We start from the raw sequence: 26,953 nt of genomic DNA, 5'->3' as shown, positions 1-26,953 counted from the left end.
TGCAACGCGACATGCATAGGCTTGCATCGTCTCCACTTGCTCCGGGAATCTCCATGCTCAAGCCTTCCGCTCTCGTTCTTGCCCTGTCGGCCGCGCTCGCGCCGACGCTGTCGCTCGCCGACCAGGCCTTTCCCGCCACGCTGACCGGTCATGCCGTGCTGCCGGCGCAAACCTTCCTGGCTCCGCCCAAGGATGCGCCGGAAAGCCTGAAGATTTCCGGCAAATACACCGCCGCCGACGGCCGCCGCGTCGATGCCGCGGGCAGCCTGCCCGGTCATTCCTACCTTTCCGACAAGGGCGTGCCGCGCCCGACCGGCGTGCCGCTGCCTTTCAAGGGCCAGCCGGTGCAGGGTTTTTCCGGGATCAAGAGCAACGGCGACGGCACTTTCTGGGTGCTGCAGGACAATGGCTACGGCGCCAAGAACAACAGCGCCGATGCCATGCTGATGTTCCACCGCCTGCAGCCGGATTGGCAGAAGGGCGGCGTCAAGCTGAACAAGACCGCCTTCCTGCACGACCCGGAACGCAAGGTGCCCTTCCTGATCGTCAATGAAGGCACCAAGCAGCGCTACCTGACCGGCGCCGACTTCGACATCGAGTCGATCCAGCCGATCGGCGACGCCGTCTGGTTTGGCGACGAACTCGGCCCTTACCTGATCAAGACCGACCGCAAGGGCAAGGTGCTCGCGGTGTTCGAGACCAAGGTCGACGGCAAGACGCTCAAATCACCCGACCACTACAGCGTGACCACGCCGGCCACCTCCGGCGCCTTCACCACCGTCGCCCGCCGCTCGCGCGGTTACGAAGGCATGGCCGCGTCGAAGGACGGCCAGTTCCTCTACCCGCTGCTCGAAGGCCCGCTCTGGAACGCCGAAGACAAGAAATGGGAGAACAAGGACGGCCGCGAATACCTGCGCATCCTCGAATTCAGCGTCGCCAAGGGCGAATGGACCGGCCGCTCGTGGAAGTACCCGCTTGAGCAGAACGGCAACAACATCGGCGACTTCAACATGATCGACGCCGACAGCGGCCTGATCATCGAGCGCGACAACGGCGAAGGCCTGCCCGAGCACGCCTGCAACGGCCCGGCCCGCCCGGATTGCCAGAATGTGCCGGCAAAATTCAAGCGCATCTACAAGATCAGCCTGGGCGAAGCCGACAGCGAAGGCTTCGTGAAAAAGATCGGCCACATCGACCTGCTCGACATCCGCGACCCGCAGGGCCTCGCCCGCCGTGGCGGCAAGGACGGCAAATTCACCTTCCCCTTCGTCACCATCGAGGATGTGGATGTCGTCGACGCCGAGCACATCGTCGTCGCCAACGACAACAACCTGCCCTACTCGGCCGCGCGCCAGCCCAACCGCCAGGACGACAATGAGTTCATCCTGCTGCACGTGCCCGAACTGCTCAAGGCACGCTGAGCGCGGAGACGACGATGAAAAAAACCCACTTCACCGGCCGCCTCGCCGCCATCCTGCTCCCGCTCCTGCTTCTGCTCGCCAGCGGCCTGGCCCAGGCCGGCGAGCCGGTGCTCGATCTCTACCTGGCGCGCCACGGCCAGACCGACTGGAACCTGGAAAAACGCCTGCAGGGCGGCACCGACAACCACCTCAACGAAACCGGCCGGACGCAGGCCCGCCAGCTCGGTGACAAGCTGGCCGGCATCCGCTTTGCCGCCATCTATCACAGCAGCCTGGCGCGCGCCGGCGAGACCGCCGCGCTGGCCCGCCCCGGCCAGGCCGGCAAGCCGCTCGCCGCGCTTGCCGAACGCAGCTTCGGCAAATTTGAAGGCATGTACGAAGACGGCCGCGACGCCGAACTGAGCGCCGAATTCAAGGCGCGCAGCGGCAATCTCGAAGACAGCCTGGACGGCGGTGAATCCGTCGCCAGCCAGGCCCGCCGCGTCGCCCAGGCGATTGCCGAAATCCGCGCCCGGCACCGTCACGGCAGCGTGCTGATCGTCAGCCACGGCGGCGTCACCCCGCTCATCCTCGCCGATCTGCTGCAGATTCCAGTCGGCGAAGCGGTCAGCCGCATCAAGCAGGGCAACGACGAAATCTACCTCGTCCGCCTGCGCGGCAAAGCCGCAGCGCAAGTCTGGAAACTGATAGCCAAGGAAACGCTGGAACAACTCTGAACACCAGCCCTCCGCCGGTCGCGACAACCGGCGGTTTTTGCCCTTTTTCAGCGGTCGACCGCTGGGGAAGGGCTTTTTTGCCTGGGTGGAGGTTGGGTGACGGGCTTTAGCCAGTGTTCTTAGCGCACTATGAGGAACACTGGAGGCATTTACTGCCTGGCTATGGCGACAAGGTGCCCAATCCGGTTTCGCACCGCAGAGTTTCCAAAGGCAGGTTTCTGAGCGAAGCTACCATCCATGCTGGACTAGCAGCCTGTCAGCTAAAGAGCCTCCGCAAGGTTTACCCACTCATCGAAGTCAGTTCTTGCCGGAATATCCCAATTCTCTACTGCACCTCCACTGAGTCGCCTCAATCCCAAGGGTCTAGTACCAGAGGCCACTTCGATAAGTTCAGGAAGCACACTCCACAACCGTTCTATGAGACCAGCGTCAGGTACAACACCTTCATGTGCGAGCTCATTGCGTTTTCGCCGCGCACGGGTAAGGACTCGGTAGCAATCTTTGCTGAAAATATTCGATAGGCACAGAAGTTTGTGCTTTGTGGAAATACGGCCAAGTGTCTTCTTGATCTTTGGCTTCGAGTGGGCTTTCGCAACATAGGCAGGAAAGCTGCTCCTGTTCTTCAGGTACTGCTCACCCCATAGATGCTCCGTAAGCTGCTCAACAGTTATCCAGAGGTTGTTGAGTGCATCGCTGTTATTCCGATACACCATTGCCGTGTAGCCACTCAGCAGGAAGAACGGGGAGAAAGAGACCATCGATTGAATGACGTGTTGCCCCTGGTGAAATGCCTTGTGCATCTCATCCGCCATCAGGATTCTTGGGTGCATCAAAGGCCCGAAACGATCTGTCGGAGCAGCCCAGTTCAACCGAAGGGTTGCGTGGAGTGATGGGGTATATGCAAAGAGACTGGTCTTATCGTGCAACGCTCCGATAACGACTTCCTCGGAGCGAAGAACCTCAACATGGACGCCGCCAAGGAGAAGGCTGCAAAGTATCTCATTGAGCTTGCGCCCCCCATCAACCCGAGTAGGGAAGTCGCCACACTGGGGAATCGCTATGGCTCCATCGTAACTAACGAGGGCTGGAATTCCGCTTGAATTCCCGAGAGGTAGTAGTGTGACCACCTCAGCAAGCTTGCTTCCGTCATATGAGTTCGCATTGATCTGGTCGAGCGTAACGTTCAAGCCTGAGAAAGCGTCCCGATGGACAGCACTGCAAGGACGCAAATGAGCCATCCACGCGGGGTTGTACGAGGGAACACCCGATATTGGCGGTGTATAACCAGCCGGGGCATCCTCTTGTTTGATCCAAGTATTTTGATACCAGACATGAGAATCGTCGGGTTTCGGTTTGACAGCAGCCGTGAGCGTCTTAGGGATGTTCCTATTATTCGCTCTGAAGGGATCGTAGTCGTCCTCAAACGCATAGACCATCCCTGTTTCGGTGTCTTGGTATTCTTTCATTGCATTCTCATCGTAACTCAAGAGGTTCCGGGTAATGCAGCTTTGGCTGAGTAGTTCTCGTAGGCCATACAGCTGCTCTCCGAGTACAGCGGTCATTTCGTCTTCGGCTATCAGGAGAAGCCGTATGACCACAGTTGGGCGCTTCCCGCCCGATTTCCTACCCACACAAACAACAAGCAGCCTCACCCACCCCGCATCTCCCGCACCACCCCGACAAACCGCTCCGCCAGCGGCGATGCCTGCAGCGGCAGCAGCAGCGCGCTGTGCGCCTCGGCATCGGCATCGGCCAGCGGCCGGAAGGTGATGCCGGTCGGGGTGGACGGGGTCATGCCGGCGGGGACGACGGCAATGCCGAGGCCGGCGGCAACGAGGTCGAGCATGGAGGTTTTGCGCGAGATGATGCGGGCGGTACGCGGCACGAAGCCGCGTTGCAGGCAGAGCTCGGTGACGCGCCGGGCGAGGCCGCCGCGTTCGCGGTGCACGGCGGAGACGAAGGCTTCGTCCTGCAGTTCAGCGAGAAGCAGCGTATCGCGCCCGGCCAGGGGATGCGCCGGCGGCAGGGCGACCCACAGGCGTTCGGGCGGCAAATCAAGCAGGCGGACGGCCGGGTCGCGGCGCAGGACCGGCAGGCGGATGATGCCGAGGTCGGCGCGGCCGGCGGCGACTTCGCTGATCTGCGTTTCGGAGGCGATGCGGTCGAGATCGATGCGTGCCCGCGGCGATTCGGCGAGAAAGCGCTGCATCGCCGGCAACAGGCTGCGCGCCGGCAGCGAACTGGAATGCAGCAGGCGCAGCACACCGGCTTCGCCTTTCGCCAACTGGCCGCTCTCTTCGGCGGCGCCGGCGAGAAGTTGTTCGACGCCAAGCACGCGCTCGCGGTAGAGCGCCCCGGCCGGCGTCAGGCGCACGCCGCGCGGTTCGCGCACGAAGAGCGCGAAGCCGAGTTCTTCTTCGAGCAGCGCGACCTGCCGGCTCAACGCCGGTTGCGCCACGAACAGGCCGGCCGCGGCCGGCGTGAAGCCACCAAGGTCGGCGACGCTGAGGAAATAGCGGATCTGCTTCAGGCTAGGCATGCTTTTATTGAATAGATTGGCTTGATATTCGATATTTGTCTTATACCTGAGCCACATCGAGAATTGAAGGCATCAATCCACGGAGCCCGACGCGATGAGCGACTTCAATTTTCTTGCCGACCTGCTCGCCCAGCCGGGCAGCCTGATATTTGCGATGCTTGCCGTCGCCGCCGCCTACACGGTGTTCACGCTGGTCGGCTTCGGCTCGGCGCTGTTTGCCGGCGGCCCGCTGACCCTGCTCATGCCGGTGGCGCGCAGCGTGCCGCTGTTGGCCATGCTCGATTGCGGCGGCTCGGCGCTGCGCGGCTGGCAGGCGCGCCGGCATGTCGACTGGCCGGCTTTCGCTCGCCTCTTTCCCGGCATGCTGCTTGGCCAGTTGCTCGGCGTGGTGCTCCTTGCCCGCCTGCCGGCCGCGCCGCTGGCAGCAGCGCTCGGCCTGTTCATCATCAGCCAGGGCCTGCGCGGTCTACTCGGCAAAAAAGGGGAAAACCGCCCAAGCGGCCGGCGGGCGCTGGCCAGCGGCTTGTTCGGCGGCGTACTGGGCGGGCTGTTCGGCAGCGGCGGCTTTATCTACGCCAGCTATCTCGAACGCCACCTGGCCAGCCGCGAGGCCTTTCGCGCCACGCAGGCAGTGCTGATCGGCCTGTCTACGGCCTGGCGCATCGTGCTCTGCCTGGCGCTCGGCCTGCTTGATCTGGAACTGCTGCTCACCGCCTTCGCCTTCCTGCCGGCGATGGCGGCGGGCGTCTGGCTTGGCCGGCATATCGACCTGAAGATCAGCCGCGAGCAGCTGGCACGCTTGCTCAACCTGTTGTTGATCGCAAGCGGCGCCAGCCTGCTGCTGCGTTTCGCGCTCTAGCCCCTAGGCGGTCAACCCGCGCTGGACGAGGAAAATGGCGGCACCGGCAAAGTAGCCGACCAGGGCCAGGCCGCTGATCCGCTTGACGTACCAGAAGAAGTGGATCTTCTCGAGGCCCATCGCGGCGACCCCGGCCGCCGAGCCGATGATCAGGATGGAACCGCCGGTGCCGGCACAGTAGGCGAGGAACTGCCAGAGGAAATGGTCGGCTGGGAAGCGCGCCAGGTCATACATGCCCATCGAGGCGGCGACCAGCGGCACGTTGTCGACGATGGCGCTGACGATGCCGATGATCAGCACGATGATTTCCTGGCGCCCGACCGCGGCATCCAGCCACTGCGCGAGCGAGGTCAGGATGTGCGTGTGCTCGAGCGTGGCGACCGAGAGCAGGATGCCGACGAAGAAGACGAGCGAACTCATGTCGATCTTGCTCAGCGCGTGCGCCAGCGTGAAATGCATCTTGAATTCGTCTTCCTTGTGGCGATGCACGAGATCGCCGACCAGCCAGAGCAGGCCCAGCCCGAACAGGATGCCCATGAAAGGCGGCAGGTGGGTCACGGTCTTGAAGGCGGGCACGGCAACCAGGATGCCTATCCCCATGCAGAACATCAGGTTGCGTTCGAACTCGGTGGTGTGCAGGCCGTGATCGCTATCGACCGCTTCCGGGCTGACCACCTCCTTGCCACGCAGGACCCAGGCAGTGATCGCCATCGGCACCAGCATGCTGACCAGCGACGGCAGCAGCACCGACTTGATGATGGCAAGCGAAGTGATCTGGCCACCGATCCACAGCATGGTCGTCGTCACGTCGCCGATCGGCGACCAGGCGCCACCCGAGTTGGCGGCGATGACGATGATGCCGGCGAAGAACAGGCGGTCGTCGTGCTTGGCGAGCAGCTTGCGCACCAGCGAGATCATCACGATGGTGGTGGTCAGGTTGTCGAGGATGGCGCTGAGGAAAAAGGTCACGAAGCCGACCAGCCACATCAGCGACGACAACTTGGTCGTCCGGATGCGCTTGGTGATGACTTCGAAACCGTTGTGCGCATCGACCACTTCGACAATGGTCATCGCCCCCATCAGGAAGAAGACGATCTGCGCCGTGCCGGTCAGCGACTCGCCGAGTTGCTCGCCGACCAGGTGCGGATCGCCCTGGACCATGGCATAAATTGTCCAGAGCAGGCCGGCGCCGATCAGGCCCGAGGCGGACTTGTTGATCTTGAGCGGGTGCTCGAGCGCGATCGCGGCATAAGCGATGATGAAAACGACGACAAGGGCGGAAAGCATGCAAAACCTCGAAGAAGGGGACTGGGCGTGACGGACCGGACGATGAGCAGAATCGGCCCGCGCGGAATCGGGTTAGCAAGTTAGCGCATGTGCGGATTAAAATAAATTCGATTTATTTCAGTTAATCATGCGGCTTTCTCGATGGATAACCAGCTCCCGTGAATCACAAACATCTCTTCTACTTCTGGCAGGTGGCCAGGGCCGGCAGCGTGGCGCGCGCCGCCGCGGCGATCAATGTCACGCCGCAGACACTGAGCGGCCAGATCGGCCTGCTCGAGAGCAGCCTGGGCACCGAGCTGTTCGCCCGCCAGGGACGCAACATCGTGCTCACCGAGGCCGGCAAGATGGCGCTCGAATACGCCGACGAGCTGTTCGCGCTGAGCGCCGAACTCGAGGTCATGATCAAGCATCATCCGCAGGGCCGGCCGACCGAGTTCCGCGTCGGCGTCTCCGATGCGGTGCCCAAGTCGCTCGCCTGCACGCTGCTCGAACCGGCGATCCGCGGCGAACAACCGACCCGCCTCGCCTGCCGCGAGTGGCAGCTCGACCGCCTGCTCGCGCAACTGGCGGTCCACGAGCTCGACATGGTCATTTCCGACGGCCCGCTGCCGCCCGGTTTCAGCGTGCGCGCCTACAACCATCGCCTGCTCGATTCCGGCGTCTCCTTCCTGGTTACCCGTGAACAAGCAGCGCTGCATGCCGCCGACTTTCCGGCCTGCCTCAACCATCTGCCGCTGCTCCTGCCGGGCGAGGACTCGACCCTGCGCAAGAGCCTGCAGCCCTGGCTCGAACGCAAGCGCATCCGCGCCCGCGTCGTCGGCGAGTTCGACGATACGGCGCTGATGGCCGCCTTCGGCCTGCGCGGCATTGGCGCCTTTCCCATCGCGAGCATTGCCGAAGAGGAATTCGTCGCGTCCGGCAAGCTGGCCGTGCTCGGCCGGACGACGGAGGTCCAGGTCAGTTATTTCGCCATCTCGGTCGAGCGCCGCCTGACCCACCCGAGCGTGCTCGCCGTTATCGAAGCGGCGCAGCGCCTGGGCAACCCAGCGGAGGCTGACAAAACCGGGCCGAATTGATTAAATTCGCGTCCCTGTCCATGTTTTTCCCGTTTTCCGAAGATGAGCCAAGGAATTCACGCCTCCCCGGTTCCCGCTGCTCCGGCGTCCGCGACGCCGGACAATCCCTGCCTCGACTGCGGCGCCTGCTGCGCGCATTACCGCGTTTCCTTCTATTGCGGCGAGTTGACCGGTGGCCTGGGCGGTTTCGTGCCGGCCGAGCTGACCAGCCAGGTCACCCCGCTGATTGCCTGCATGCAGGGCACCGAAAGCGGCCACGGACGCTGCGTCGCGCTGCGCGGCGAACTGGGCCGGCCGGGCATCCACTGCACGATCTACAGCAAGCGCCCGACGCCCTGCCGCGAATTTGCCAACTGGCAGGCCGACGGCACGCCCAATCCCGATTGCCAGAAACTGCGCCAGCAACTCGGTTTGCCGCTGCTCGCCCGGCGCGCGGCAAAAACGCCGGCCTGAGCCGCGTCGACCGCCAGCCGGTCGGGCCGAAAAAGGCCTTCCCGGCGGCGTCGACCGTACGGCACCGGCTTTCTCCGGGAACCTTTGCCCGAATGCCTTGCCCGAGCAGGCCCCGACCCGAATGGCCGGATTCCGCTTTGACAATTCCCGGCCACCACCCAGAATAGCCCGCCATGGCACTCGATCCGCAAACCCTGCTCGTCGTCAACGTCGTCAATCTGCTGGCGCTGGCGATTCTGCTCCCCGTCATCATGGGGCGGGCGCTGAGCCCGGCCGCGCACGCGGCTCGTCTGTCGCTGATCGTGCATGCCGGCGCCTGGATCGCCGTCATCCTCTCCGAACAATGGGATACGCGCTGGCCCAACCTGGTGCTGTCGGCCATTTCCATGGCCTGTTTCAGCACCAGCAACTGGCTGCTCTATCAGGCGCTCGGCCGCTGGCTCGGGCCGCGCCGCTTTGCGCCGCTCCTGCTCGCGCTGGTCATCGCCATGCCGATCGGCTACGTGCTCCTGTTCGACAGTTACGCCTGGCGGGTCGGCTGGTCGAATGCGCTGATCGCCCTGCAAATCGCCATCCTCGCCAGCGCCACCCTCAATTCATCGAGCGCGCTGCGCGGTCGCTGGCGGCACGCGCTGTTCATCTGCTGCTCGACGATGGCGACACTGACCCTGGCCCGCGGCATCCTCGGCGCCTTTTTCAGCGAACTGTACCCGAATTTCGCGGCGCCGCACCCGATCAACCTGCTCGCCCTCGTCGTCGCCAATGCGACGCTGGTCCTGACCAATGTTTCGGTGCTGGTTGCCTGGCGCGAAGAGGCGGAACAGCAATTGCGCGACCAGGCGGTGATCGACCCGCTGACCACCATCCTCAACCGGCGCGGCTGGAACGAGCAGGCCGAACGCGCCTTTGCCAATGCCCGCCGCTACCGCCAGCCGCTTGCCCTGCTCTCCCTCGACCTCGACCATTTCAAGCGGGTCAACGATGAACACGGCCATGAAAAGGGCGACGAAGCGTTGCGCCTGTTCGGGCAACTGATGCGCGAGCAGCAGCGCAGCGGCGACATCGTCGCGCGCATCGGCGGCGAGGAGTTCTGCGTCCTGCTGCCGATGGCCGAGGCCGGCGCCGCGCGCGCCTTCGACCATCGCCTGCGCAGCGCCCTGCACGCCCGCGCCGCGGCAACGCTCGGCTTTCCGCTCGACTACAGCGCCGGCCTGGCCTGCCTGGCCGATGAAAGCGAACTGGGCGCGCTGCTCCTGCGTTCCGACGAGGCGCTCTACGCCGCCAAGGATGCCGGCCGCGGCCGCCTGATCGAACACCGGTCGACCGCCGCTGCGACCTGATTTTCCCGGCCGGTGGCGCGCTGCTCGGCGGCCCGCCCGGCCTGCGTTAGAATACGCGCCCGCAATGCGCCCCCACGGATAGACACCATGCTGCGCCTGACCGAAATCAAGCTCCCGCTCAAGAAATACACCGACGACGACCTGCGTGCCGCGATTGTCGAACGCCTCGCCATCGCACCGGTCGACCTGCTGAATTTCACGGTTTTCCGTCGCGGTTACGATGCCCGCAAGCGCAGCAACATCGTTTTCGTGTTCACGCTCGATGTCGAGATCCGCGACGAAGCCGCGGTCGTGCAGCGCCTCAAGGCGGCCAACAACGACGCCCACATCGCGCCGACGCCGGACACCAACTACAAGTTCGTGGCGCAGGCGCCGGCCGGGCTGAACGAGCGGCCCATCGTCATCGGCACCGGCCCCTGCGGCCTGCTCGCCGGCCTGATGCTGGCCCAGATGGGTTTCAAACCGATCATCCTCGAACGCGGCAAGGCCGTGCGCGAGCGCACCAAGGACACCTGGGGCCTGTGGCGCGACAACAAGCTCAACCCGGAGTCGAACGTGCAGTTCGGTGAAGGCGGCGCCGGCACCTTCTCGGACGGCAAGCTGTACAGCCAGATTAAGGACCCGCAGTTCCACGGCCGCAAGGTGCTCGAGGAATTCGTCAAGGCCGGCGCGCCGGAAGAGATCATCTACGTCAGCAAGCCGCACATCGGCACCTTCCGCCTGGTCAAGATGGTCGAGAACATGCGCGCGACGATCACCGCGCTGGGCGGTGAAATCCGCTTCTCGAGCAAGGTCGACCGTATCGACATCGAAGATGGCCAGGTCACCGGCGTGACGCTTGCCGACGGCAGCTCGCTCGCCAGCCGGCATGTCGTGCTGGCGATCGGCCACAGTGCCCGCGACACTTTCCAGATGCTGCACGCGCAGGGCGTTTATATCGAGCCCAAACCCTTCTCGATCGGTTTCCGCGTCGAGCATCCGCAGGCCCTGATCGACCGCGCCCGCTTCGGCCCGAATGCCGGCAACGAACTGCTCGGCGCCGCCGATTACAAGCTGGTGCATCACTGCAAGAACGGGCGTACCGCCTACAGTTTCTGCATGTGTCCGGGTGGCCAGGTGGTTGCGGCGACTTCGGAAGAAGGCCGCGTCGTGACCAACGGCATGAGCCAGTATTCGCGCGCCGAGCGCAATGCCAACGCGGCGCTGGTGGTCAACGTCAATCCCGAGGATTTTCCCGGCGACTTCAAGACCAATCCGCTGGCCGGCATCGACTTTCAGCGGCAGTGGGAATCGGCGGCTTTCGTCGCCGGCGGCGGCACCTATGCCGCACCGGCACAGCGGGTCGGCGATTTCCTCGCCGGCCGGGCGTCGACCGCGCTGGGCGAGGTCGATCCGTCCTACCAGCCGGGCGTGCATATGACCGATCTGGCGAGTTGCGTGCCGGCTTACGTGATCGAAGCGCTGCGCGAGGCGATCCCGGCTTTCGACAAGCAGATTCGCGGCTTCGCGATGGCCGATGCGATCCTGACCGGCGTCGAGACACGCACTTCGTCACCGATCCGCATCACGCGCAATGCCGAATGCCAGAGCCTGAATACGCACGGCCTCTTTCCGGCCGGCGAAGGCGCCGGTTACGCCGGCGGCATCCTGTCGGCGGCGGTGGACGGCATCAAGGTCGCCGAGCAGGTCGCCCTGAGCATGCTCAAGGGCGCTGCCTGAACTGAAAACGCCTAGCGGTGGATCAGGGGCGCGACGTCACCGGCGTGCTTCTTGACCTGCTTGGCGGATTTCTTTTCCTTCGGCGTCAACACAGCGGCCTTCTTGGTTTCCTTGTTGCTTTTCGTCGTCTTGCCCATGCTCGTACTCCTGACTGACTCCGGCAGTTGCCGGTCCAACCCACTATAGGCCGATGCCCGTTGATTAACCGGGCGGCGCAAAATAAATCAGTCCTTGGTCAGGATCAGCAGCAGGTCGGCGTACCAGGCGCAATTGAGGCCGAGCGCCTCGTCGAGCTTGAGGTCGCGCGTGCCGACATCGAGCCGCGCCGAGTGAATGCCGAGCAACATCCACGGCAGGCCGGCCAGTTCCGGCTTTTCCTCGCTGGTCCGCATGACCACCGGCGCACCGCTGCTGCCGCGATGGGTGCGCGCATCGGTCAGGAAATAGCCCTCGCCCTGGAAGCGCAGGCCGAAGGACGAGGCGACGATGGCCTGGCGTACCACCGGCGTGTGATGCAGCGTGTCGTGAAAGCCGAGCGGAAAGCCGACCACCAGCAGCGAACTGCCGACCTCGATCTGGTCGTCCGGCGCCAGCAGGTGGGCCGGCGTGAAGGCGCGGAAGACGGTCGTCTTGGGCAAGGCCTCGCGATTGATCTCGAGCACGGCGACGTCGATCTCGCCGGCCGCATCGGTCGCCTGCCGCCAGACCGCCTTGCCATCGCGGTAGAGCGGCATCGAGAAACCGGTCGAACGCGCCATGTTGTCGGGATCGATATGCAGCTCGATCTCGATGCGATTGGGAAAATGCTTGCTCGGTTCATCGAACAGCACATGCCGACTGGTCACCAGGAACAGCCGCTCGCCGCGCGCGAAGAAAAAGCCGCTGGCGTTGGTCAGGTGCTGCTGCCGGTTGAAGGTGAAGATGCGGGCGGCAGTCAGGAGAATGGATTCGATCATCGATGATTTTTCTTGTTGTACTCCCGCCATGATGCGCCGTCCTGCTCTCGCCAGGTAAACAAGCCGGTGAATAAAAGCCTGGCAAGTGCAGGACGGCGCCGGAAACCAGCTTGCATCACCAGCGACAAAGCCGTTATAAGCATCGAGCAAGCCAATCTGCCCCATTTCCTCGTGCCCATTCGCCAGCTCCGCGCACCGCTTCTCTTTCTCTGTCTTGCCGGCAGCCTGCCCGGCATGGCGCTGGCGCTGCCTGGTTTTGCCGAAGTGCGGGCCGCCTACGTCAGCTCCGATGCGACGCTGCTCGCCCGCGACGGCCGGCCGCTGCACACGCTGCGCCTCGACAAAAACGGCCGCCGCGAAGCGTGGACCGCACTGGACGACATCGCGCCGGCCTTCGTGCGCGCCGTGATCGTTTCCGAAGACAAGCGCTTTCTCGAACACGACGGCGTCGACTGGCAGGCCGCCGGCAAGGCGGCGTGGACGAATTTCTGGGGCGGCCGCACGCGCGGCGCCAGCACGCTGAGCATGCAGCTGGCCGGTCTGCTCGACGAAGACGGGAAACGCAGCGGTCGACGCAGCATTTTGGGCAAAATTTCGCAGTCGACCGCTGCGCTGCGCCTGGAGCGCTCCTGGAACAAGCGGCAGATTCTCGAGGCCTATCTCAACCTGGTCGATTTCCGCGGCGAGTTGCAGGGCGTCGGCGCGATGAGCCGCAAGCTGTTCGGCAAATGGCCGCACGGGCTCGACGAACGCGAGTCAGCGCTGGCCGCGGCCCTGCTGCGCGCCCCGAACGCCGCCCCGGCGCTGGTCGTCAAACGCGCCTGCAACCTCCTCAAGGAAATGAACCGGGCCGGCGAATGCGACGGTCTCGACGGCTTCGCGACGCTTGCGCTGGGCGGCAGCCTGGGCGCGCCGGCAACGCCACCCGGCGAACAACTGGCGCCGCATCTCGCGCGAAAAATGCTCAATTCGACCGGTCGACCGCTACGCTCGTCGCTTGAAGGCGACCTGCAGCGTTTTGCCGGCGAGGCGCTGCGCCGCCACCTTTCGGCCCTGCACCGCCAGAACGTCGAAGACGGCGCGCTCGTCGCCATCGACAATGCAAGTGGAGAGATCCTCGCCTGGATCGGTTCGAGTGGCGACCTTTCCGGTGCCGCCGAGGTCGATGGCGTGACCGCGCTGCGCCAGGCCGGCTCGACGCTCAAACCCTTTCTCTACGCGCAAGCCTTCGAACGCCGCCAGCTGACGCCGGCCTCGCTGATCGAGGATGCTCCGCTGACGCTGGACGCCGGCAACGGCCTCTACGCGCCGCAGAATTACGAGCCGCACTACCGCGGCTGGGTCTCGGCGCGCGTCGCGCTGGCCGGCTCGCTCAACGTGCCGGCGGTCAAGACCCTGGTCCGGCTCGGCCCGGATGCCTTCCAGCAACGCCTCAAGGCGAGCGGCTTCAGCAGCCTCAAGGAAAGCGGCGACTGGTACGGCTACAGCCTGGCGCTCGGCTCGGCCGACGTCTCGCTGCTCATGCTCGCCAACGCCTACCGCACCCTGGCCAACGCCGGCCTCTGGACGCCGCTGCGCGCCGAGCCGGGCAAGACCGCGGCCGAGCCGCCCTGCCGCCGCGAAGGCTGCGCCGGCGTTTTCGATGGCACGCCGCATGCGGTCAACACGCCGCAAAGTGCCTTTCTGGTCAGCGACATCCTCGCCGACCGCAATGCGCGCGCCACCACCTTCGGCCTTGAATCCTGGCTCGCCACGCCCTACTGGGCTGCGGCCAAGACCGGCACCAGCAAGGACATGCGCGACAACTGGTGCATCGGCTACTCGCGCCGCTATACCGTTGCCGTCTGGGTCGGCAATGCGAGCGGCAGCCCGATGCACGACGTCTCCGGCGTGTCCGGCGCGGCGCCGGTCTGGCGCGAGGTCATGGACTGGCTGCAGCGCGGCGATGCGCGCCATGCCCGACCCGGCGTGCGCAGCGCGCCGCCCGCCGCCCCGGCCGGTCTGGTCCGGATGAAAACCCGCTTCGAACCGGCGCGCGAGCCGCAACGCGCGGAATGGTTCCTCGCCGGCACCGAGATGCCGGTCGTGCGCGCCGCGCCAAGCACGGCGCTGGCGCGCATCGCCTACCCGGCGAACGGCAGCGTCATCGCGCTCGACCCCGACATCCCGCCGCAACGCCAGCGCGTGCCGCTGCGCCTGTCCGCCACGGCCGGTCCCGACTGGCGCTGGCGCCTCGACGACAAGCCGCTCGGCAAGGCCGGCGACAAGCTCTCCTGGCTGCCGCAACCGGGCCGCCACAAGCTGCGCCTGGAAAACGGGCGCGGCGAAACGATGGACGAAACCGCCTTTGAAGTCCGCGCGCTGAAGGGCAAGGGAACTTAAGGCGCCGCCGCGCTTTCCCAAGCACAGCCTGTCGCCCGCCAGCCCCGGAAAATATCGATGCCCGTCCGCCGCCTTGCCCTGATCGTCGTCCTCGCCATGCTCGCTTTCGCCGCCAACTCGCTGCTCTGCCGCCTGGCGCTGAAAACCACCGGCATCGATGCTGGCAGTTTCACCAGCCTGCGCCTCGCCTCCGGTGCCGCCGTGCTCTGGCTGCTCGTGCGCTGGCGCGGCCCGGCGACGCCGCCCGGCGGCAGCTGGCTGGCCGCGGCGGCACTGTTCATCTACGCCGCCGGCTTTTCCTTTGCCTATCTCAGCCTGCCGACTGCGGTCGGCGCCCTGCTCCTGTTCGGCGCCGTGCAGATGACCATGATCGGTACCGGCCTGTGGCGCGGCGAACGCCTGCAGGCGCTGCAGACGGCCGGTTTCATCCTCGCCCTCGGCGGCCTGCTCAGCCTGCTCGCGCCCGGCCTGGGCAGTGCGCCACCGCCGCTCAGCGCCGCCCTGATGCTCGCCGCCGGCGTCGCCTGGGGCGTCTATTCGCTGCTCGGCAAGCGCCTCGGTAACCCGACCGTGGCGACCGCCGGCAATTTCCTGCGCGCCCTGCCGTTCTGCCTCGTCCTCAGCCTCGCCGGCCTGGAACGGATCAATCTCGATACGGCCGGCGTCATCTACGCGCTGGCCTCGGGCGGCATCGCGTCCGGTCTCGGCTACGCGCTGTGGTACGCGGCCTTGCCGGCCCTCGCCGCAACCACGGCGGCCAGCCTGCAACTGAGCGTGCCAGTGCTCGCCGCGCTCGGCGGCGTGCTCTTTCTCGGCGAAGCGATCAGCTGGCAACTGCTGCTCAGTTCGCTCGCCATCCTCGGCGGTATCGGCCTCGTCATCGGCGGCAGGAAGCGTCTTCCCGGCGCCGCCTGAAACGCGCAGACGGCCTGCCTTGTGGCAAACTCCACGCCATGAACGCACTTCCTCATCTCTCCACGGTCGACTGGCTCGCGGTGGCCGTTTTCTTCGCTTCCTGGGCCGGCTACGCCTGGTATTCCGAACATAGCCGCTGGGGCGAAGGCGGCCTCGTCCGCACCAGCCAGGCTTACCGTCTGCAATGGGCGCAGCGCATGCTGGAGCGCGAGATCCGCGTCGCCGACTCGACCCTGATCGGCAACCTGGTGACCAGCGTTTCCTTCTACGCCAACACCACCATCTACATCATCGCCGGCCTGCTCGCCGCGCTCGGTGCCTCCGACAAGCTGCTCAGCTTCACCACCGAACTGCCCTTCGGCAGCCAGGGCAACCGCGAACTGCTTGAGCTCAAGCTGATGCTGCTGCTCGCGTCCTTCGTCTTCGCCTATTTCAAGTTCACCTGGTCGCTGCGCCAGTTCAACCTGCTCTGCATCCTGGTCGGCGCCGCCCCCTTCGGCAAGGCAGGCGATCCGGCCATCGACCGCTACGCGCTGCGCGTCGCACGCGCCAACAGCCTGGCCGGCGACGACTTCAACCGCGGCATCCGCGCCTATTACTTCGGCCTGGCCGCCTCCGGCTGGCTGCTCCACCCGGTCGTCCTCGGCGCGCTCGCCATCGGCGTGCTGATCGTGCTTTACCGGCGCGACTTCCAGTCGCCGGCGCTAGCCATCCTGCGCGAAGAAGACTAGACCCGATGCGCGCCACCACTCCGCTCGCCGGCATCGGCTTCGGCCTGCTCGCCTACGGCATCTGGGGCTTTTTCCCGCTTTTCTTCCGGCAGCTGTCGCATGTCGCGCCGATGGACGTGCTCTCCAACCGTGCTGTCTGGGCCTGCGTTTTCGTCAGCCTGCTGCTCACCCTGCGCCAGGGCTGGGGCAAGGTGCTGGCCGTGTTCAGAACGCCGCGCCAGTTCGCCATGCTGGCGCTGGCCGCGCTGCTGGTCGGCAGCAACTGGCTGGTCTTCCTGTGGGCCGTCGCCAACCAGCAGGTGGTCGCCTCCAGTCTCGGCTACTTCCTGACGCCGCTGGTCAATGTGCTGCTCGGCCTGCTCGTGCTCAAGGAACGCCTCAACCGGCTGGAGTGGATTTCGGTCGGGCTCGCCATCGCGGCGCTGCTCAACGAGGTGCTCAGCCTGGGCAGCCTGCCCTGGGTGTCGCTCTTCCTCGCCGCCAGCTTCGGCAGCTACGGTCTGGTCCGCAAGCAGGTGCCGGTCGATGCCATTTCCGGACTATGGCTGGAAACCCTGGCCATGCTGCCGGTGTGCGGCATCTATGCGCTGTGGCAGTGGCAAACCGCCAGTCACGCGGTTTTTGCCGCGCCAGACGCGTTGACCGCCTGGCTGCTGGTTGCCGCCGGCGTGCTCACCGCCCTGCCGCTGATGGCCTTCGCCGCGGCGACGCAGCGCCTCGATCTGGCCAGCGTCGGCATGCTGATGTACATCAACCCGAGCATGCAGTTCCTGACCGCCGTCTGGCTGTTCGGCGAACCGCTGCAGAACGCCCGCCTGGTCAGCTTCGGGCTGATCTGGCTCGGGCTTTTCGTGTTCAGCTGGAGCATGTGGCGGAAATACCGCCGGCCGGCCGCCTGACGCGGCCGGGACCGTGGATCAGCCGAGGCGCCGGCGGGCTTCGAACAGGCAGACGCCGGCCGCGACGGAAACGTTGAGGCTTTCCACCGTGCCGTGCATCGGGATCTTGATCAGCTGGTCGCAGTTCTCGCGGGTCAGGCGACGCATGCCTTCGCCTTCGGCGCCGAGCACCCAGGCGGTTGCCTGCGGCCAGGTTGCGGTATAGAGATCGTCTTCTGCCTCGCCAGCCGTGCCGATCACGCAGATTTCACGTTCCTGCAGCTCGCGCAGCGTGCGCGCCAGGTTGGTGACCATCACGTAGGGCACCGTTTCGGCAGCACCGCAGGCGGTCTTGGCGGCAACATCGGTGAGGCCGACAGCGCGATCCTTGGGCGCGATCACGGCATGGACGCCGGCCGCATCGGCAACCCGCAGGCAGGCGCCGAGGTTGCGCGGATCGGTGATGCCGTCGAGTACGAGCAGGAAGGCCGGTTCTTCCAGCGTATCGAGCACGTCGTCGAGATGCGCCACCTTGCGGCCGCCCTCGATGCGGGCGATGACGCCCTGGTGCTTGGCGCCCGGCGCCATGCCGTCAAGCCGCTTGGCATCCAGCGCCAGCACCTTCACCGCCTGCAGTTCGGCATGCTTGAGCAGGTCGCGCAGACGCGCATCCTGACGCCCGGCATCGAAACTGATCTCCTTGACGGCGGCAGGATCGTGGCGGAGCTTAGCGGTAACGGCGTGAAAACCGTAGATCAGGCGGGAAGACATGGCGACTTTCTGAAAATTGAAGGCGCGATTTTACCGCGCCGGCGGCGGTCGACCGTCAAAACGGGCTCAAAAGCTGGTGCGCAGCGCCGAATCCTCGCGCTCGATCCAGTTCACCAGCGCCACATCGTGCGTCGCGATGTGCTGCGCAACCCAGCGCGTCAGCAGCTGATCCAGTTCGCGCACCAGGCTGACGGTCTGCGTCGAATCAAGTTCTCTGACCATGCGCTCGACCATCGCCGAGATTCCCGCGTGGTCTTCCATGTGCACCTGGCACAATTCGCGGTCGATCATCATCAGCAGCGAATCACGCATGATCGACTCTTCGGTCTTGAAGTGATCGAGGACGAAGCTGAGCACATTGCCCAGCACATCGACCAGCGCCTGCTCGCACTGCTGATGACGCGCCTCGCCACAACCGGCACAGGAGGAATAGGTCTTGAGATCGAGGCAGATGGTGCGCGCCGCCTTGAGTGCGGCGAAGAGTTCCTGATGCTCGAGATCGATGGTCCGGTTACCGGTCAGCAAACCGGTCGGCATCGTATCTGCCGGCACGCCCGCCCCACCAATGCCTTGCTCGAACATGTCGTCTGCCTGCGAAATATTGTTTCCGCATTCTACGCCGAAACGCCTATTTTCCGGTCGAACCTTGAGTTGTCGACATCGCGGCCGATAACCACCTGACGGCTTGCCTCACCGATGAAAGGGAAATCCGTGCTGAACGAACACCAGCGACAATGGGGCGTTGATCAATGGGCTGCCTACCTGAGCAACCACGAGTTGCCCTGCATGCCGCGTTCGAAGGCGCAATTGCTCGAACGCGAGAGCGAACTCGGCGAGCAGTTGTCCGCCCGTGATCTCGCCGACATTGCCGGCGCCGATCCTTTTCTCTGCCTGCGCCTGCTGCGCGCCGCCGAAAGCCGGCGCAGCCAGCGCCTGGGCCATGAAACGACAACCCCGCTGGGTGCGGTCATGCAGCTGGGCACCGACACCTTCCACAAGCTGCTGCGCGACTGCCCGGCGACCAATGAAGAAAATGCCGGTCTGGCCGCCTGCGAAGCGCGCAGCCACCTGGCCAGCCGCCTCGCCCTGCGCTGGGGGATGGCCCGCACCGACCTGCAGCCGGACGAAATCGCCATGGCGGCCCTGCTCTCGGAAATCGGTGAATTGCTGCTCTGGTCCTTCGCCCCGGAACTGCCGCTGGCCGCCCTTGAGGCACTGCACAGCGGCAAGGCGCAACGCTCCATCCAGGCGCAAATGGACGTCTGCGGCTTCCGCTTCAAGGATCTGACCCTGAAATGCGCCAGCATCTGGAATCTGCCGCCATTGCTGCCGCAGTTGATCCGCGGCATCGACAACACGCGCGCCAATCTTTCCCGGCTGTGCATAGACACGGCCCGCCACCTGGCGAGCGGCGGCCATCATGACCCGGCATTGCCCTCGGATATCGTCGAGGCCAGGCACCTGATTCCGGGGGCCTCGCTCAATTGGCTGGCCGAGCAGTTGCCCGGCATCGACGAGGAGGGGGCTGCCCTCCTCGCCCTCAAGGCGGCCGAATTGATCGAGCCGACCGAGCCTTGAGGATTCAAGCGGTCAACGCTTGGCGGTCGCCTTTTTTGCCGCCGGCTTGACCGCAGCCTTGACACCCCGCTTGGCGGCCGCCTTGGCCGGTGCCTTGGCCGGTGCTTTGGCAACCTTCTTCGGAGCCGCCTTGATTGCCTTCTTGGCGGGGGCCTTTGCGACCGCCTTGGCGGGCGCCTCGACGATCACCTTCGGCGCTGCCTTGCGGCCGACCTTGGCCGCAGTCTTGCCGACCGGCTTTTCGAACACCGGCACCAGCGTCGGCACGGCCGTCTGCTGCATTCTTCCGCCCTGGCGCGCCTTGCCCGGTGCGGCCTTGCCGGCCGGACGAGTCTTGCCTTCGCGGATCAGGGCAAAATCGATCTTGTTGGTTTCCAGATCGGCCCGGACCAGTTTGACCTTGGCCCGGTCGCCGAGACGGAAGCGCTGACCGGTGCGTTCGCCGAGCATCTGGTGCTTGACGTTGTCGAACTGGAAGTAGTCCTCGCCCAACTCGGAGACATGCACCAGGCCTTCGATGTAGATCGTGTCGAGGGCGACGAAGATACCGAAGGCGGTCACTGCCGAAATGGTGCCCTCGAACTCCTCGCCGATACGCTCCTTCATGAAGAAGCACTTGAGCCAGTTCTCGACGTCGCGCGTTGCCTCGTCGGCACGGCGTTCGGTACCGGAGCAGTGCAGACCGATGTCGTCCCAGCTGCCGACCGGAACATACTTTTCCTTGGCGAGCACGGCCTTGATCGCGCGATGCACGAGCAGGTCGGGATAACGCCGGATCGGCGAGGTGAAGTGCGTGTAATGCTCGTAGGCTAGGCCGAAGTGGCCGACATTGTCGGGGCTGTACATGGCCTGGCGCAGCGAGCGCAGCATCACCGTCTGCAGCAGCTGGAAGTCCGGACGCGGCTTGACCTGCTCGAGCAGCTTGCCGTAATCCTTGGCATCCGGCTCGTCGCCACCACTCAGATCAAGGCCGAACTCGCCGAGGAAGCTGCGCAGGTTCTTCAGTTTTTCAGCCGAAGGCGCTTCATGGATGCGGTACAGGCAGGGCTGCTTGTGCTCGGCCAGGAAAGCCGAGGCGCAGACATTGGCCGCCAGCATGCATTCCTCGATGATGCGGTGGGCGTCGTTGCGCACTACCGGCACGATGTTCTCGATCTTGCCCTGCTCGTTGAACAGCATCTGCGTTTCGGTGGTCTCGAAATCGATCGCGCCGCGCACTTCACGCGCCTTGTGCAGCGCGTGGAACAGCTTGTAGAGATCCTTGACCTGCGGCTGGATCTGCTTGTGCACATCGCTTTCCGGCTTGGCTTCGCCAGACAGCCAGGACCAGACCAGGTTGTAGGTCAGGCGGGCATGCGAGCGGAACACTGCCGGGTAGAAACGGTATTTGCCGATCTTGCCGGCAGCACTGATTTCCATGTCGCAAACCATGGCCATGCGCTCGACATCGGGGTTGAGCGAGCAGATGCCGTTCGAGAGTTTTTCCGGCAGCATGGGAATGACCCGGCGCGGGAAGTACACCGAGTTGCCGCGCTCCATGGCTTCCTTGTCGAGCGCCATGCCCGGCTTGACGTAGTGCGAGACGTCGGCGATCGCAACAACCAGGCGCCAGCCGCGGCCCTTCTTTTCGCAGAAGACGGCATCGTCGAAATCGCGCGCCGTTTCACCGTCGATGGTGACGAGCGGCAGTTCGCGCAGGTCTTCGCGGCCGGCCAGGTCGGATTTCTTGACCTTGTCTGGCAAGGCCTTGTTTTCGGCGAGCGCAGCCTTGGAAAACTCGAACGGCAGGTCGTGCTTGCGCAGCGCGATCTCGATCTCCATGCCCGGATCGGCATAATTGCCCAGCACTTCGCTGATGCAGCCGATCGGCTTGGAATACTTGCTGGGCTGCTCGATGATATCGACCATCACGACCTGACCGGCAACCGGCTTGATCTTGCCCTTCTTTTCGGTCGACACCAGGATGTCCTGGGCAATGCGCTTGTTTTCCGGCACCACGAAGACGACGCCGTGCTCGACAAAGACGCGGCCGACGACGCGCGTATTGGCGCGCTCGGTGACTTCGACGATGCTGCCTTCCGGCCGCCCCTTGCGGTCGGTACCGACGACACGGACCAGTGCCCGGTCGCCATGCAGGACCTTGCCCATCTGGTGCTGGTCGAGAAAGATGTCGGCACTGCCGTCATCGGGAACCAGGAAGCCGTAGCCGTCCTGGTGACCCTGGATGCGGCCCGGCGTCAGGCTGGCGCGCTCGGGCAGGATGTAGGAGCCCTTGCGGTTGCGCATCAACTGGCCTTCGCGCTCCATGGCGCCGAGCCGGCGCTGGAACATGTCGCGTTCGCTGCCGGCAATGTCGAGCAGTCCGGTCAGTTCGATGAAGGAGAGCGGCCGGCCTTCTTCGGTCAGCACCTTGGAAATATATTCGCGGGACGGCAGCGGGAATTCGTAGCGGGTGCACTCACGTTCGAAGAACGGGTCGGCACGGCGGATCTTGGATAGTTTGATTCTTGACATCTCTTTTTCTTTCTCTATAATCGCGGCTCTTCGCACCTGTGCCCAGGTGGCGGAATTGGTAGACGCACTAGTTTCAGGTACTAGCGGGTAACTCCGTGGGGGTTCGAGTCCCTTTCTGGGCACCACAAAAAGCATAAAGCTCTGATTCGTCAGGGCTTTTTGTTTTTCTACCCCTTGAAAATCCCAAACATAGCCATCTAGTGAGACAGATGGTCGGACAACGCACTGGTGACGGTTCAAGGGATTCATCATGCGGGTTCCATCTTATCTCAGCCGCTCACGCCACGGCATTTATTATTTCCGGTTGCATGTTCCTGAACATCTACGGGAATCGGTTGGCAACCGTACCAACATCCGTCAATCCTTGCGTACCGGGAACGCTCAAGAAGCCATCCGACTAGCAAGAGAGCTTGTAGCCCAATACCATACGGTTTTTACATCTAATGCCCCGATTGGTATGGCTATCAAACCGAATCCCAATGACACCCATCTGATTGCAGAAATCGACTTGTCGAAGGGTATCTTCAAGCTCGATTACGATCAGAACAACCCAACCGAGGTTGGCAACGCTGAACGCATCTTGAAGATTTTCGAGGCTCGCCAAAACGCCCCTGTAAGCCATCAAAATACACTGGTAGCACCTACCCCACACCAAGCACCTCAAAAGGCTTCTGGCGTCACTTTCCCGCAAGCCATCGCCGCATTTATTGAAAGTGCAACCGAGGTCAAACCCGGACAACGTACAGCTAAAAAAGGTTGGAACACAGCATCTTCAGCCGGGGAGCGTAAATCCAACCTTCAAGAATGGGCCTACCACATCGGAGAAATGGATGTGGCTCATGTCACCCATGACATGATTATTGAAGCTCGTACCAACATCGCATTGACCCCACCCAATTTCAAGAAGCGCCTTACGACCGATTTCAAAGGACAAACCCTTGAAACTGTACTGGCTAAACAAAGGACCAAGTGGCAGGCCTACATTACCGACTTGGAGAAGGCCAGAAAAAATGACATGGAGGTCATCAATGTAGCGATTGAAGACTACCTTGAGACTCGTTCAAACAAGACCGTTAATAATTATCTATGGGTGCTACGTCAGTTTTACGAATATGCCATTCAACAAAAATGGGTAGCTACCAACGAAGCCAACGGACTCGACTTACCCGAAGATGACAGCAAGGGTCGTGATCCTTTTTCAGCCGATGAACTCAAGGCCATCTTTGAAAGCCGTTACTACAATCTAGAAGAATACAACCGGCCAGAGCAATACTTTGTGCCACACATCCAGCTTTTCACAGGTGCCAGGCTAAACGAGGTCTGCCAACTTCAAACCGCAGATATCGTGTTCCCGGAAAACATCCCCGGTTCTGAACACATCCCATGCTTCTACTTCCATGAAGGCACCGGCCAGAAGCTCAAGAACAAAGAGTCTGTACGCCTGATTCCTATCCATCCGAAGCTTTGGAATGACCTTGGGTTCAAAGAATATTATGAAACCATCAAGAGTCATGGGTTTGACTACCTGTTTCCCAACCTGCGTCTGGATGGCAAACAAAAACGCTCTGACTATGTAGGTGACTGGTTCGGTCGGCTGCTGGATATTCTAAAAATCAAACGCCCTGAAATCTCAAACCACTCATTCCGGCATACGTTCATCAACTTCTTCAAGCAGAACCAACTACCGGAACGCATTGCCGCTGATATTGCAGGCCATGCTTATAGCCGTTCAGACAAGGAAAAGCTTGAAGATGACCGGGAAGGTCGTGGCAAGACCTACCAAATGTACGGCGACAACTACTACCCGCATGTACTCCTGCCATACATTGAACAAGTCGACTTCAAATTAGAACTGACCCCATTCAAGATGCTTTCACAGAACCTTGTACAAACTGACCGTATTCCGAAGGGTATCAAGTTGGTCAGAAACGAAATTATTACGGCTGAGGAAAACCAGTTACCCGAGATGGGTATGAACTTTTGATTACTTGTTTAATATCTAATCAGTCATATACTATTTTTAATTATGACTAAAAAGAAAAAGACACCCACCAAGAAACCACCTGTGAACACAAAAAAGCATGTGATTGTGTTCGACCATGCACGCGTAGACCCATCGCATTGTTTGACTGATGGATTGTTCAGACCGCTAAAACGGCAATCCTTTGAAGGTCAATCTTTATCAATCCGGTACAAGTACAAAGCCCTTACGTTTTGGTGGCGTAACTACTGCCCATTGAACATTACAGACCAATCAGTATTCTTGGCAGTACATAGACTTGCATCTGAAAAAGGTAGAGTTACACGTGTTGGCCCAGCGGATGAATCTGAAACAATGAAAGAGGTTAGGGATGCTCTTAAATTGAAATATGACGCATCCGACCTTGATGTATTGGTATTGGAAACGACAGTAAACGAAATTTGCAAAGTAATGGGTGTTACTGATGCAGGAAACAATTACAAACAAATCAAAGAAAGCCTTATCCGTTTATCGGGCGTTAGTTTTGTAATTTATAAAGGTGATGACGTAACTACGTTATTCTGGCAAGCCAACCTGTTCAGCCATATTGCAGGAATTGACAAACGTTTAGTAATTGCAATAAACCCGATGCTGAGTAAAGCATTAGCAGGTGGTCAATCAACTTTCGTAGACATGAAAGAGCAACGAGAATTAAAAAGTGAAGTCTCTAAACGTCTGCATGTTTGGTTATCAAGTTGGATTCGCCATGGTGCTGAAAACAAAATCCAGTTAGATTTACTAATGCCGCATGTATGGGGTGATGAATCTGAAACCGCAAAACTTCGAAAAAGACGAGAGTATTTGCGCAATGCATTAGACGAAATTAATTTACTGAACGGATGGGAATGTATTGAAGACAAAGAATCAGGTTTTGTGACGATAAAACGTCCTAAATTAAAATGAAAACAACCGTACTTTCAGACACGCTTTACCGTACTTTCAATCACGTTCTACCGTACTTTCAGACACGCCCCCATTTTTGTCTTCCTACTCTCTCAACGATTCAAGAAGCAAAAAATTTCCTACTATAGTTACTAAAGATACTATAGTAAAAAAGCAGCCTTTAAGGGGCTGCTTTTTTACATTTATTGCTTCGCAAACGAAGTATATTTATCTTCTGTTTAATCAAAAACAAAAAATCAGGTTTTAACAATAACTAGCCAAACCAAAAAAATTTTATATGGCGCGGCTTGCCGTGCACTAGGTCCGCTATCAATATTAACCCGGCAATCCAATAGGTTCATTACGCGGCATATTGGATTTTTCGGTGTCTAAAATAGGACATAACCCGTTTTGGGCGATTCTGTATTTTCATCATTGCACCTCGCACCTTTGATTCCAGTTCATCCCGATTCCTGGCAGGCTTTCCGCCATGAACCAAGGCCTTCAGGTCGCAATTCAGATACTCGTCCGGATTGAGTTCCGGGGCGTAGGCGGGCAAGAAGAACAACTCAATGTGCTCGGTATGTTTTTCCAACCAGTCCCGAACCTTGTTGCTGTGATGCACTCGCAGGTTGTCGAGAATCAAAAACACTTTGCGTCCAGCATCACGAACCAGGCGTGCAAGGAATCGAATCAGGACAGTGGCCGTCATCGTTTCCCGATAGAGCATGAAGCGCACTTTCCCCTGGTTGGTGACCGTGGAGATCATGTTCGTGGCAAACCGGCTGCCGGGCACCCTTTGAACAGGTGTTTTTCCCGCTGGCGCATAGCTCCGGCCATGTTGGCAATCGCTACGGATGCCCGTTTCGTCACCCCAGTGAATCTCCGCCCCTTCGTCCTTGGCGCGCCGGGCGATGCGTGGGTAACTCTCCTTGAGCCAAGCCTCCACCAATTCAGGTTTCTGCTCATAGGCCCGCTTCAACGGCTTCTGCGGTGTAAAACCCCAGCGCTTGAGATACTCACCGACCGTCCGAATCGGCATGTCGATCTTGAAACGACGATGGATCAACTCCTGAACTGCTGCCCGTGTCCAGAGCGCGAAGGAAAGCTTGAGTTGGTCAGGCATTTTCTCGCTGATCAACTGCTGCACTGCCCACTCCTGTTCCACGCTGAGTGTGCGTCGCTCACCAATCTCCGTGCCTCTTTTGCCGCCTTCTACCGCCGACTTGAGGCCTTCTGCCTGGTAGCGCGACCACCAATATTGGACCGTACGGGAATGTACTCCGACCGCTAATCCAATCTCGGCAAATTCGCGTCCGTTCATTCGCATGCGAAGCGCTATCTTGCGCTTCTCCTTTTGTTGCTCTGGCCTGAGCTTGCGGGCATCTTCTTTATCCATGCAAATATCATAACATAAACGCCCTATCTATTTGCCAGGTTAATACTCAATTTCGAGCTATAAGGCCTCTACAAGCGACTATTTTTGCATGTGCTCAGACAACTTGCGTACAACATCCAGAATGACGTTACGGTCATCGTCTGACACATTCGCAAGCAATTTTGACAAGTAGGCCGATTGTTCTTCTGCCCTGGCACTGGACTCGATCAGTAGGTCACATACCGAACATTTGAAGATTCCAGCCAGCTCATGTAAACGAGCAACACTCGGTGGAACTGTACCCCGTTCCATACGAGATACAGCTTCGTTACCAACATTCAAACGTTCAGCAAGGTCTTCTTGGGTCAGGCCACACATGGCACGACGCTTGGCAACAATCTGCCCAAGCCTTTTTGCTAACGCACGTTCATCAACACGCATACAGGTCTCCATTCGACCCAGATGGTCTAGTGTCAACCGATTGACATGAAGTGCGTTTTAAGTTGAAACTTTCAACTCTTTAGGTCTAGTACGGCAT

General features: G+C 61.6%; 24 protein-coding genes, 1 tRNA gene and 1 pseudogene. 16 read left to right on the top strand and 10 right to left on the bottom strand.

From position 1 onward, the window contains the following. Positions 1–53 precede the first annotated feature (53 nt). A complete protein-coding gene (locus tag KI612_RS06940; RefSeq protein WP_226443087.1) occupies positions 54–1,421 on the top strand; it encodes an esterase-like activity of phytase family protein in 1,368 nt (455 codons plus the stop codon). 14 nt (positions 1,422–1,435) lie between these two features. After that, positions 1,436–2,137, top strand: a complete 702-nt coding sequence (locus KI612_RS06935; protein WP_226443086.1) for a histidine phosphatase family protein — start codon at positions 1,436–1,438, stop codon at positions 2,135–2,137. Between the two features lie 260 nt (positions 2,138–2,397). Here KI612_RS06935 and KI612_RS06930 read toward each other — a convergent pair whose 3' ends face one another. Together KI612_RS06930 and KI612_RS06925 are read right to left on the bottom strand one after the other, a co-directional pair. Further along, positions 2,398–3,603, bottom strand: coding sequence for a hypothetical protein (locus KI612_RS06930; protein ID WP_226443085.1), 1,206 nt, complete (start codon positions 3,601–3,603; stop codon positions 2,398–2,400). Between the two features lie 182 nt (positions 3,604–3,785). Further along, a complete protein-coding gene (locus KI612_RS06925; RefSeq protein WP_226443084.1) occupies positions 3,786–4,676 on the bottom strand; it encodes a LysR substrate-binding domain-containing protein in 891 nt (296 codons plus the stop codon). Positions 4,677–4,770: 94 nt separating this feature from the next. Between KI612_RS06925 and KI612_RS06920 the strand changes: the two genes are divergently transcribed. Then, positions 4,771–5,535, top strand: coding sequence for a TSUP family transporter (locus tag KI612_RS06920; RefSeq protein WP_226443083.1), 765 nt, complete (start codon positions 4,771–4,773; stop codon positions 5,533–5,535). A 3-nt stretch (positions 5,536–5,538) separates the two neighbouring features. Here KI612_RS06920 and nhaD read toward each other — a convergent pair whose 3' ends face one another. Further along, positions 5,539–6,822 carry a sodium:proton antiporter NhaD gene (gene nhaD / locus KI612_RS06915; RefSeq protein ID WP_226443082.1) on the bottom strand — a complete coding sequence of 428 codons (1,284 nt, stop codon included), beginning with the start codon at positions 6,820–6,822 and terminating at the stop codon, positions 5,539–5,541. 158 nt (positions 6,823–6,980) lie between these two features. Here nhaD and nhaR point away from each other — a divergent pair, with 158 nt between their 5' ends. The 4 genes from nhaR to KI612_RS06895 all read left to right on the top strand — a co-directional run bounded on the left by nhaR (position 6,981) and on the right by KI612_RS06895 (position 11,410). After that, a complete protein-coding gene (gene nhaR / locus KI612_RS06910; protein WP_226443081.1) occupies positions 6,981–7,898 on the top strand; it encodes a transcriptional activator NhaR in 918 nt (305 codons plus the stop codon). A 42-nt stretch (positions 7,899–7,940) separates the two neighbouring features. Beyond that, positions 7,941–8,351, top strand: a complete 411-nt coding sequence (locus tag KI612_RS06905) for a YkgJ family cysteine cluster protein (protein WP_226443080.1) — start codon at positions 7,941–7,943, stop codon at positions 8,349–8,351. Between the two features lie 173 nt (positions 8,352–8,524). Continuing rightward, entirely contained in the window at positions 8,525–9,691 is a 1,167-nt protein-coding gene (locus KI612_RS06900; RefSeq protein ID WP_226443079.1) for a GGDEF domain-containing protein, read from the top strand. Between the two features lie 87 nt (positions 9,692–9,778). Continuing rightward, the gene (locus KI612_RS06895) at positions 9,779–11,410 is read left to right on the top strand and encodes an NAD(P)/FAD-dependent oxidoreductase (protein WP_226443078.1); all 1,632 of its coding nucleotides are present in this window, start codon (positions 9,779–9,781) and stop codon (positions 11,408–11,410) included. Between the two features lie 11 nt (positions 11,411–11,421). Here KI612_RS06895 and KI612_RS19820 read toward each other — a convergent pair whose 3' ends face one another. Together KI612_RS19820 and KI612_RS06890 are read right to left on the bottom strand one after the other, a co-directional pair. Then, the gene (locus KI612_RS19820; RefSeq protein WP_264180820.1) at positions 11,422–11,547 is read right to left on the bottom strand and encodes a hypothetical protein; all 126 of its coding nucleotides are present in this window, start codon (positions 11,545–11,547) and stop codon (positions 11,422–11,424) included. Positions 11,548–11,634: 87 nt separating this feature from the next. Next, positions 11,635–12,366: a S1 family peptidase gene (locus tag KI612_RS06890; protein ID WP_226443077.1), complete on the bottom strand. Its 732-nt coding sequence runs from the start codon at positions 12,364–12,366 to the stop codon at positions 11,635–11,637. 171 nt (positions 12,367–12,537) lie between these two features. On the opposite strand from KI612_RS06890, the gene pbpC reads away from it, so the two are divergent. Genes pbpC through rarD form a run of 4 tightly spaced genes read left to right on the top strand, consistent with a single transcriptional unit; the run spans position 12,538 to position 17,293 of the window. Then, the gene (gene pbpC, locus KI612_RS06885) at positions 12,538–14,748 is read left to right on the top strand and encodes a penicillin-binding protein 1C (protein WP_226443076.1); all 2,211 of its coding nucleotides are present in this window, start codon (positions 12,538–12,540) and stop codon (positions 14,746–14,748) included. A gap of 57 nt (positions 14,749–14,805) precedes the next feature. Beyond that, a complete protein-coding gene (locus KI612_RS06880; RefSeq protein ID WP_226443075.1) occupies positions 14,806–15,663 on the top strand; it encodes a DMT family transporter in 858 nt (285 codons plus the stop codon). A gap of 38 nt (positions 15,664–15,701) precedes the next feature. Continuing rightward, a complete protein-coding gene (locus tag KI612_RS06875) occupies positions 15,702–16,394 on the top strand; it encodes a DUF599 domain-containing protein (RefSeq protein ID WP_226443074.1) in 693 nt (230 codons plus the stop codon). Between the two features lie 5 nt (positions 16,395–16,399). Beyond that, positions 16,400–17,293, top strand: coding sequence for an EamA family transporter RarD (rarD, locus tag KI612_RS06870; RefSeq protein WP_226443073.1), 894 nt, complete (start codon positions 16,400–16,402; stop codon positions 17,291–17,293). Positions 17,294–17,311: 18 nt separating this feature from the next. Here rarD and rlmB read toward each other — a convergent pair whose 3' ends face one another. Next, on the bottom strand, positions 17,312–18,043 hold the full coding sequence (gene rlmB / locus KI612_RS06865) for a 23S rRNA (guanosine(2251)-2'-O)-methyltransferase RlmB (protein ID WP_226443072.1): 732 nt from the start codon (positions 18,041–18,043) through the stop codon (positions 17,312–17,314). A gap of 66 nt (positions 18,044–18,109) precedes the next feature. Next, positions 18,110–18,625: a bacteriohemerythrin gene (locus tag KI612_RS06860; protein WP_226443071.1), complete on the bottom strand. Its 516-nt coding sequence runs from the start codon at positions 18,623–18,625 to the stop codon at positions 18,110–18,112. A 129-nt stretch (positions 18,626–18,754) separates the two neighbouring features. Here KI612_RS06860 and KI612_RS06855 point away from each other — a divergent pair, with 129 nt between their 5' ends. Continuing rightward, entirely contained in the window at positions 18,755–19,621 is an 867-nt protein-coding gene (locus KI612_RS06855; RefSeq protein WP_226443070.1) for an HDOD domain-containing protein, read from the top strand. A gap of 12 nt (positions 19,622–19,633) precedes the next feature. On the opposite strand, the gene rnr is transcribed toward KI612_RS06855, so the two are convergent. Beyond that, positions 19,634–22,135: a ribonuclease R gene (gene rnr / locus KI612_RS06850; RefSeq protein ID WP_226443069.1), complete on the bottom strand. Its 2,502-nt coding sequence runs from the start codon at positions 22,133–22,135 to the stop codon at positions 19,634–19,636. Between the two features lie 40 nt (positions 22,136–22,175). Between rnr and KI612_RS06845 the strand changes: the two genes are divergently transcribed. From KI612_RS06845 to repC, 4 genes and pseudogenes are all read left to right on the top strand, one after another. Continuing rightward, positions 22,176–22,260: transfer RNA gene (locus tag KI612_RS06845), tRNA-Leu, on the top strand. 125 nt (positions 22,261–22,385) lie between these two features. Beyond that, a pseudogene (locus KI612_RS19930) lies at positions 22,386–22,517 on the top strand (DUF6538 domain-containing protein); the annotation flags it as partial. Between the two features lie 75 nt (positions 22,518–22,592). Beyond that, positions 22,593–24,119, top strand: coding sequence for a site-specific integrase (locus KI612_RS06840; RefSeq protein WP_404818098.1), 1,527 nt, complete (start codon positions 22,593–22,595; stop codon positions 24,117–24,119). 81 nt (positions 24,120–24,200) lie between these two features. Continuing rightward, a complete protein-coding gene (gene repC, locus KI612_RS06835) occupies positions 24,201–25,058 on the top strand; it encodes a replication protein C, IncQ-type (RefSeq protein ID WP_226443067.1) in 858 nt (285 codons plus the stop codon). 340 nt (positions 25,059–25,398) lie between these two features. Here the strand turns inward: repC and KI612_RS06830 are convergent, their stop codons facing one another. Next, positions 25,399–26,436 carry an IS630 family transposase gene (locus tag KI612_RS06830; RefSeq protein WP_226440294.1) on the bottom strand — a complete coding sequence of 346 codons (1,038 nt, stop codon included), beginning with the start codon at positions 26,434–26,436 and terminating at the stop codon, positions 25,399–25,401. A gap of 78 nt (positions 26,437–26,514) precedes the next feature. Then, a complete protein-coding gene (locus KI612_RS06825; protein WP_226443066.1) occupies positions 26,515–26,856 on the bottom strand; it encodes a helix-turn-helix domain-containing protein in 342 nt (113 codons plus the stop codon). Positions 26,857–26,953: the final 97 nt, after the last annotated feature.

The organism is Quatrionicoccus australiensis (assembly GCF_020510525.1).
Lineage (GTDB): Bacteria > Pseudomonadota > Gammaproteobacteria > Burkholderiales > Rhodocyclaceae > Azonexus > Azonexus australiensis_B.
The sequence above is the reverse complement of the archived record's forward strand: the minus strand, read 5'-3'. Positions and strand labels throughout refer to the sequence as shown.

Coding starts and splice junctions, on each gene's coding strand:
- KI612_RS06940 (WP_226443087.1), top strand. CDS start 54: ATGCTCAAGCCTTCCGCTCTCGTTCTTGCCCTGTCGGCCGCGCTCGCG.
- KI612_RS06935 (WP_226443086.1), top strand. CDS start 1,436: ATGAAAAAAACCCACTTCACCGGCCGCCTCGCCGCCATCCTGCTCCCG.
- KI612_RS06930 (WP_226443085.1), bottom strand. CDS start 3,603: ATGAAAGAATACCAAGACACCGAAACAGGGATGGTCTATGCGTTTGAG.
- KI612_RS06925 (WP_226443084.1), bottom strand. CDS start 4,676: ATGCCTAGCCTGAAGCAGATCCGCTATTTCCTCAGCGTCGCCGACCTT.
- KI612_RS06920 (WP_226443083.1), top strand. CDS start 4,771: ATGAGCGACTTCAATTTTCTTGCCGACCTGCTCGCCCAGCCGGGCAGC.
- nhaD (WP_226443082.1), bottom strand. CDS start 6,822: ATGCTTTCCGCCCTTGTCGTCGTTTTCATCATCGCTTATGCCGCGATC.
- KI612_RS06905 (WP_226443080.1), top strand. CDS start 7,941: ATGAGCCAAGGAATTCACGCCTCCCCGGTTCCCGCTGCTCCGGCGTCC.
- KI612_RS06900 (WP_226443079.1), top strand. CDS start 8,525: ATGGCACTCGATCCGCAAACCCTGCTCGTCGTCAACGTCGTCAATCTG.
- KI612_RS06895 (WP_226443078.1), top strand. CDS start 9,779: ATGCTGCGCCTGACCGAAATCAAGCTCCCGCTCAAGAAATACACCGAC.
- KI612_RS19820 (WP_264180820.1), bottom strand. CDS start 11,547: ATGGGCAAGACGACGAAAAGCAACAAGGAAACCAAGAAGGCCGCTGTG.
- KI612_RS06890 (WP_226443077.1), bottom strand. CDS start 12,366: ATGATCGAATCCATTCTCCTGACTGCCGCCCGCATCTTCACCTTCAAC.
- KI612_RS06880 (WP_226443075.1), top strand. CDS start 14,806: ATGCCCGTCCGCCGCCTTGCCCTGATCGTCGTCCTCGCCATGCTCGCT.
- KI612_RS06875 (WP_226443074.1), top strand. CDS start 15,702: ATGAACGCACTTCCTCATCTCTCCACGGTCGACTGGCTCGCGGTGGCC.
- rarD (WP_226443073.1), top strand. CDS start 16,400: ATGCGCGCCACCACTCCGCTCGCCGGCATCGGCTTCGGCCTGCTCGCC.
- rlmB (WP_226443072.1), bottom strand. CDS start 18,043: ATGTCTTCCCGCCTGATCTACGGTTTTCACGCCGTTACCGCTAAGCTC.
- KI612_RS06860 (WP_226443071.1), bottom strand. CDS start 18,625: ATGTTCGAGCAAGGCATTGGTGGGGCGGGCGTGCCGGCAGATACGATG.
- rnr (WP_226443069.1), bottom strand. CDS start 22,135: ATGTCAAGAATCAAACTATCCAAGATCCGCCGTGCCGACCCGTTCTTC.
- KI612_RS06840 (WP_404818098.1), top strand. CDS start 22,593: ATGGCTATCAAACCGAATCCCAATGACACCCATCTGATTGCAGAAATC.
- KI612_RS06830 (WP_226440294.1), bottom strand. CDS start 26,436: ATGGATAAAGAAGATGCCCGCAAGCTCAGGCCAGAGCAACAAAAGGAG.
- KI612_RS06825 (WP_226443066.1), bottom strand. CDS start 26,856: ATGCGTGTTGATGAACGTGCGTTAGCAAAAAGGCTTGGGCAGATTGTT.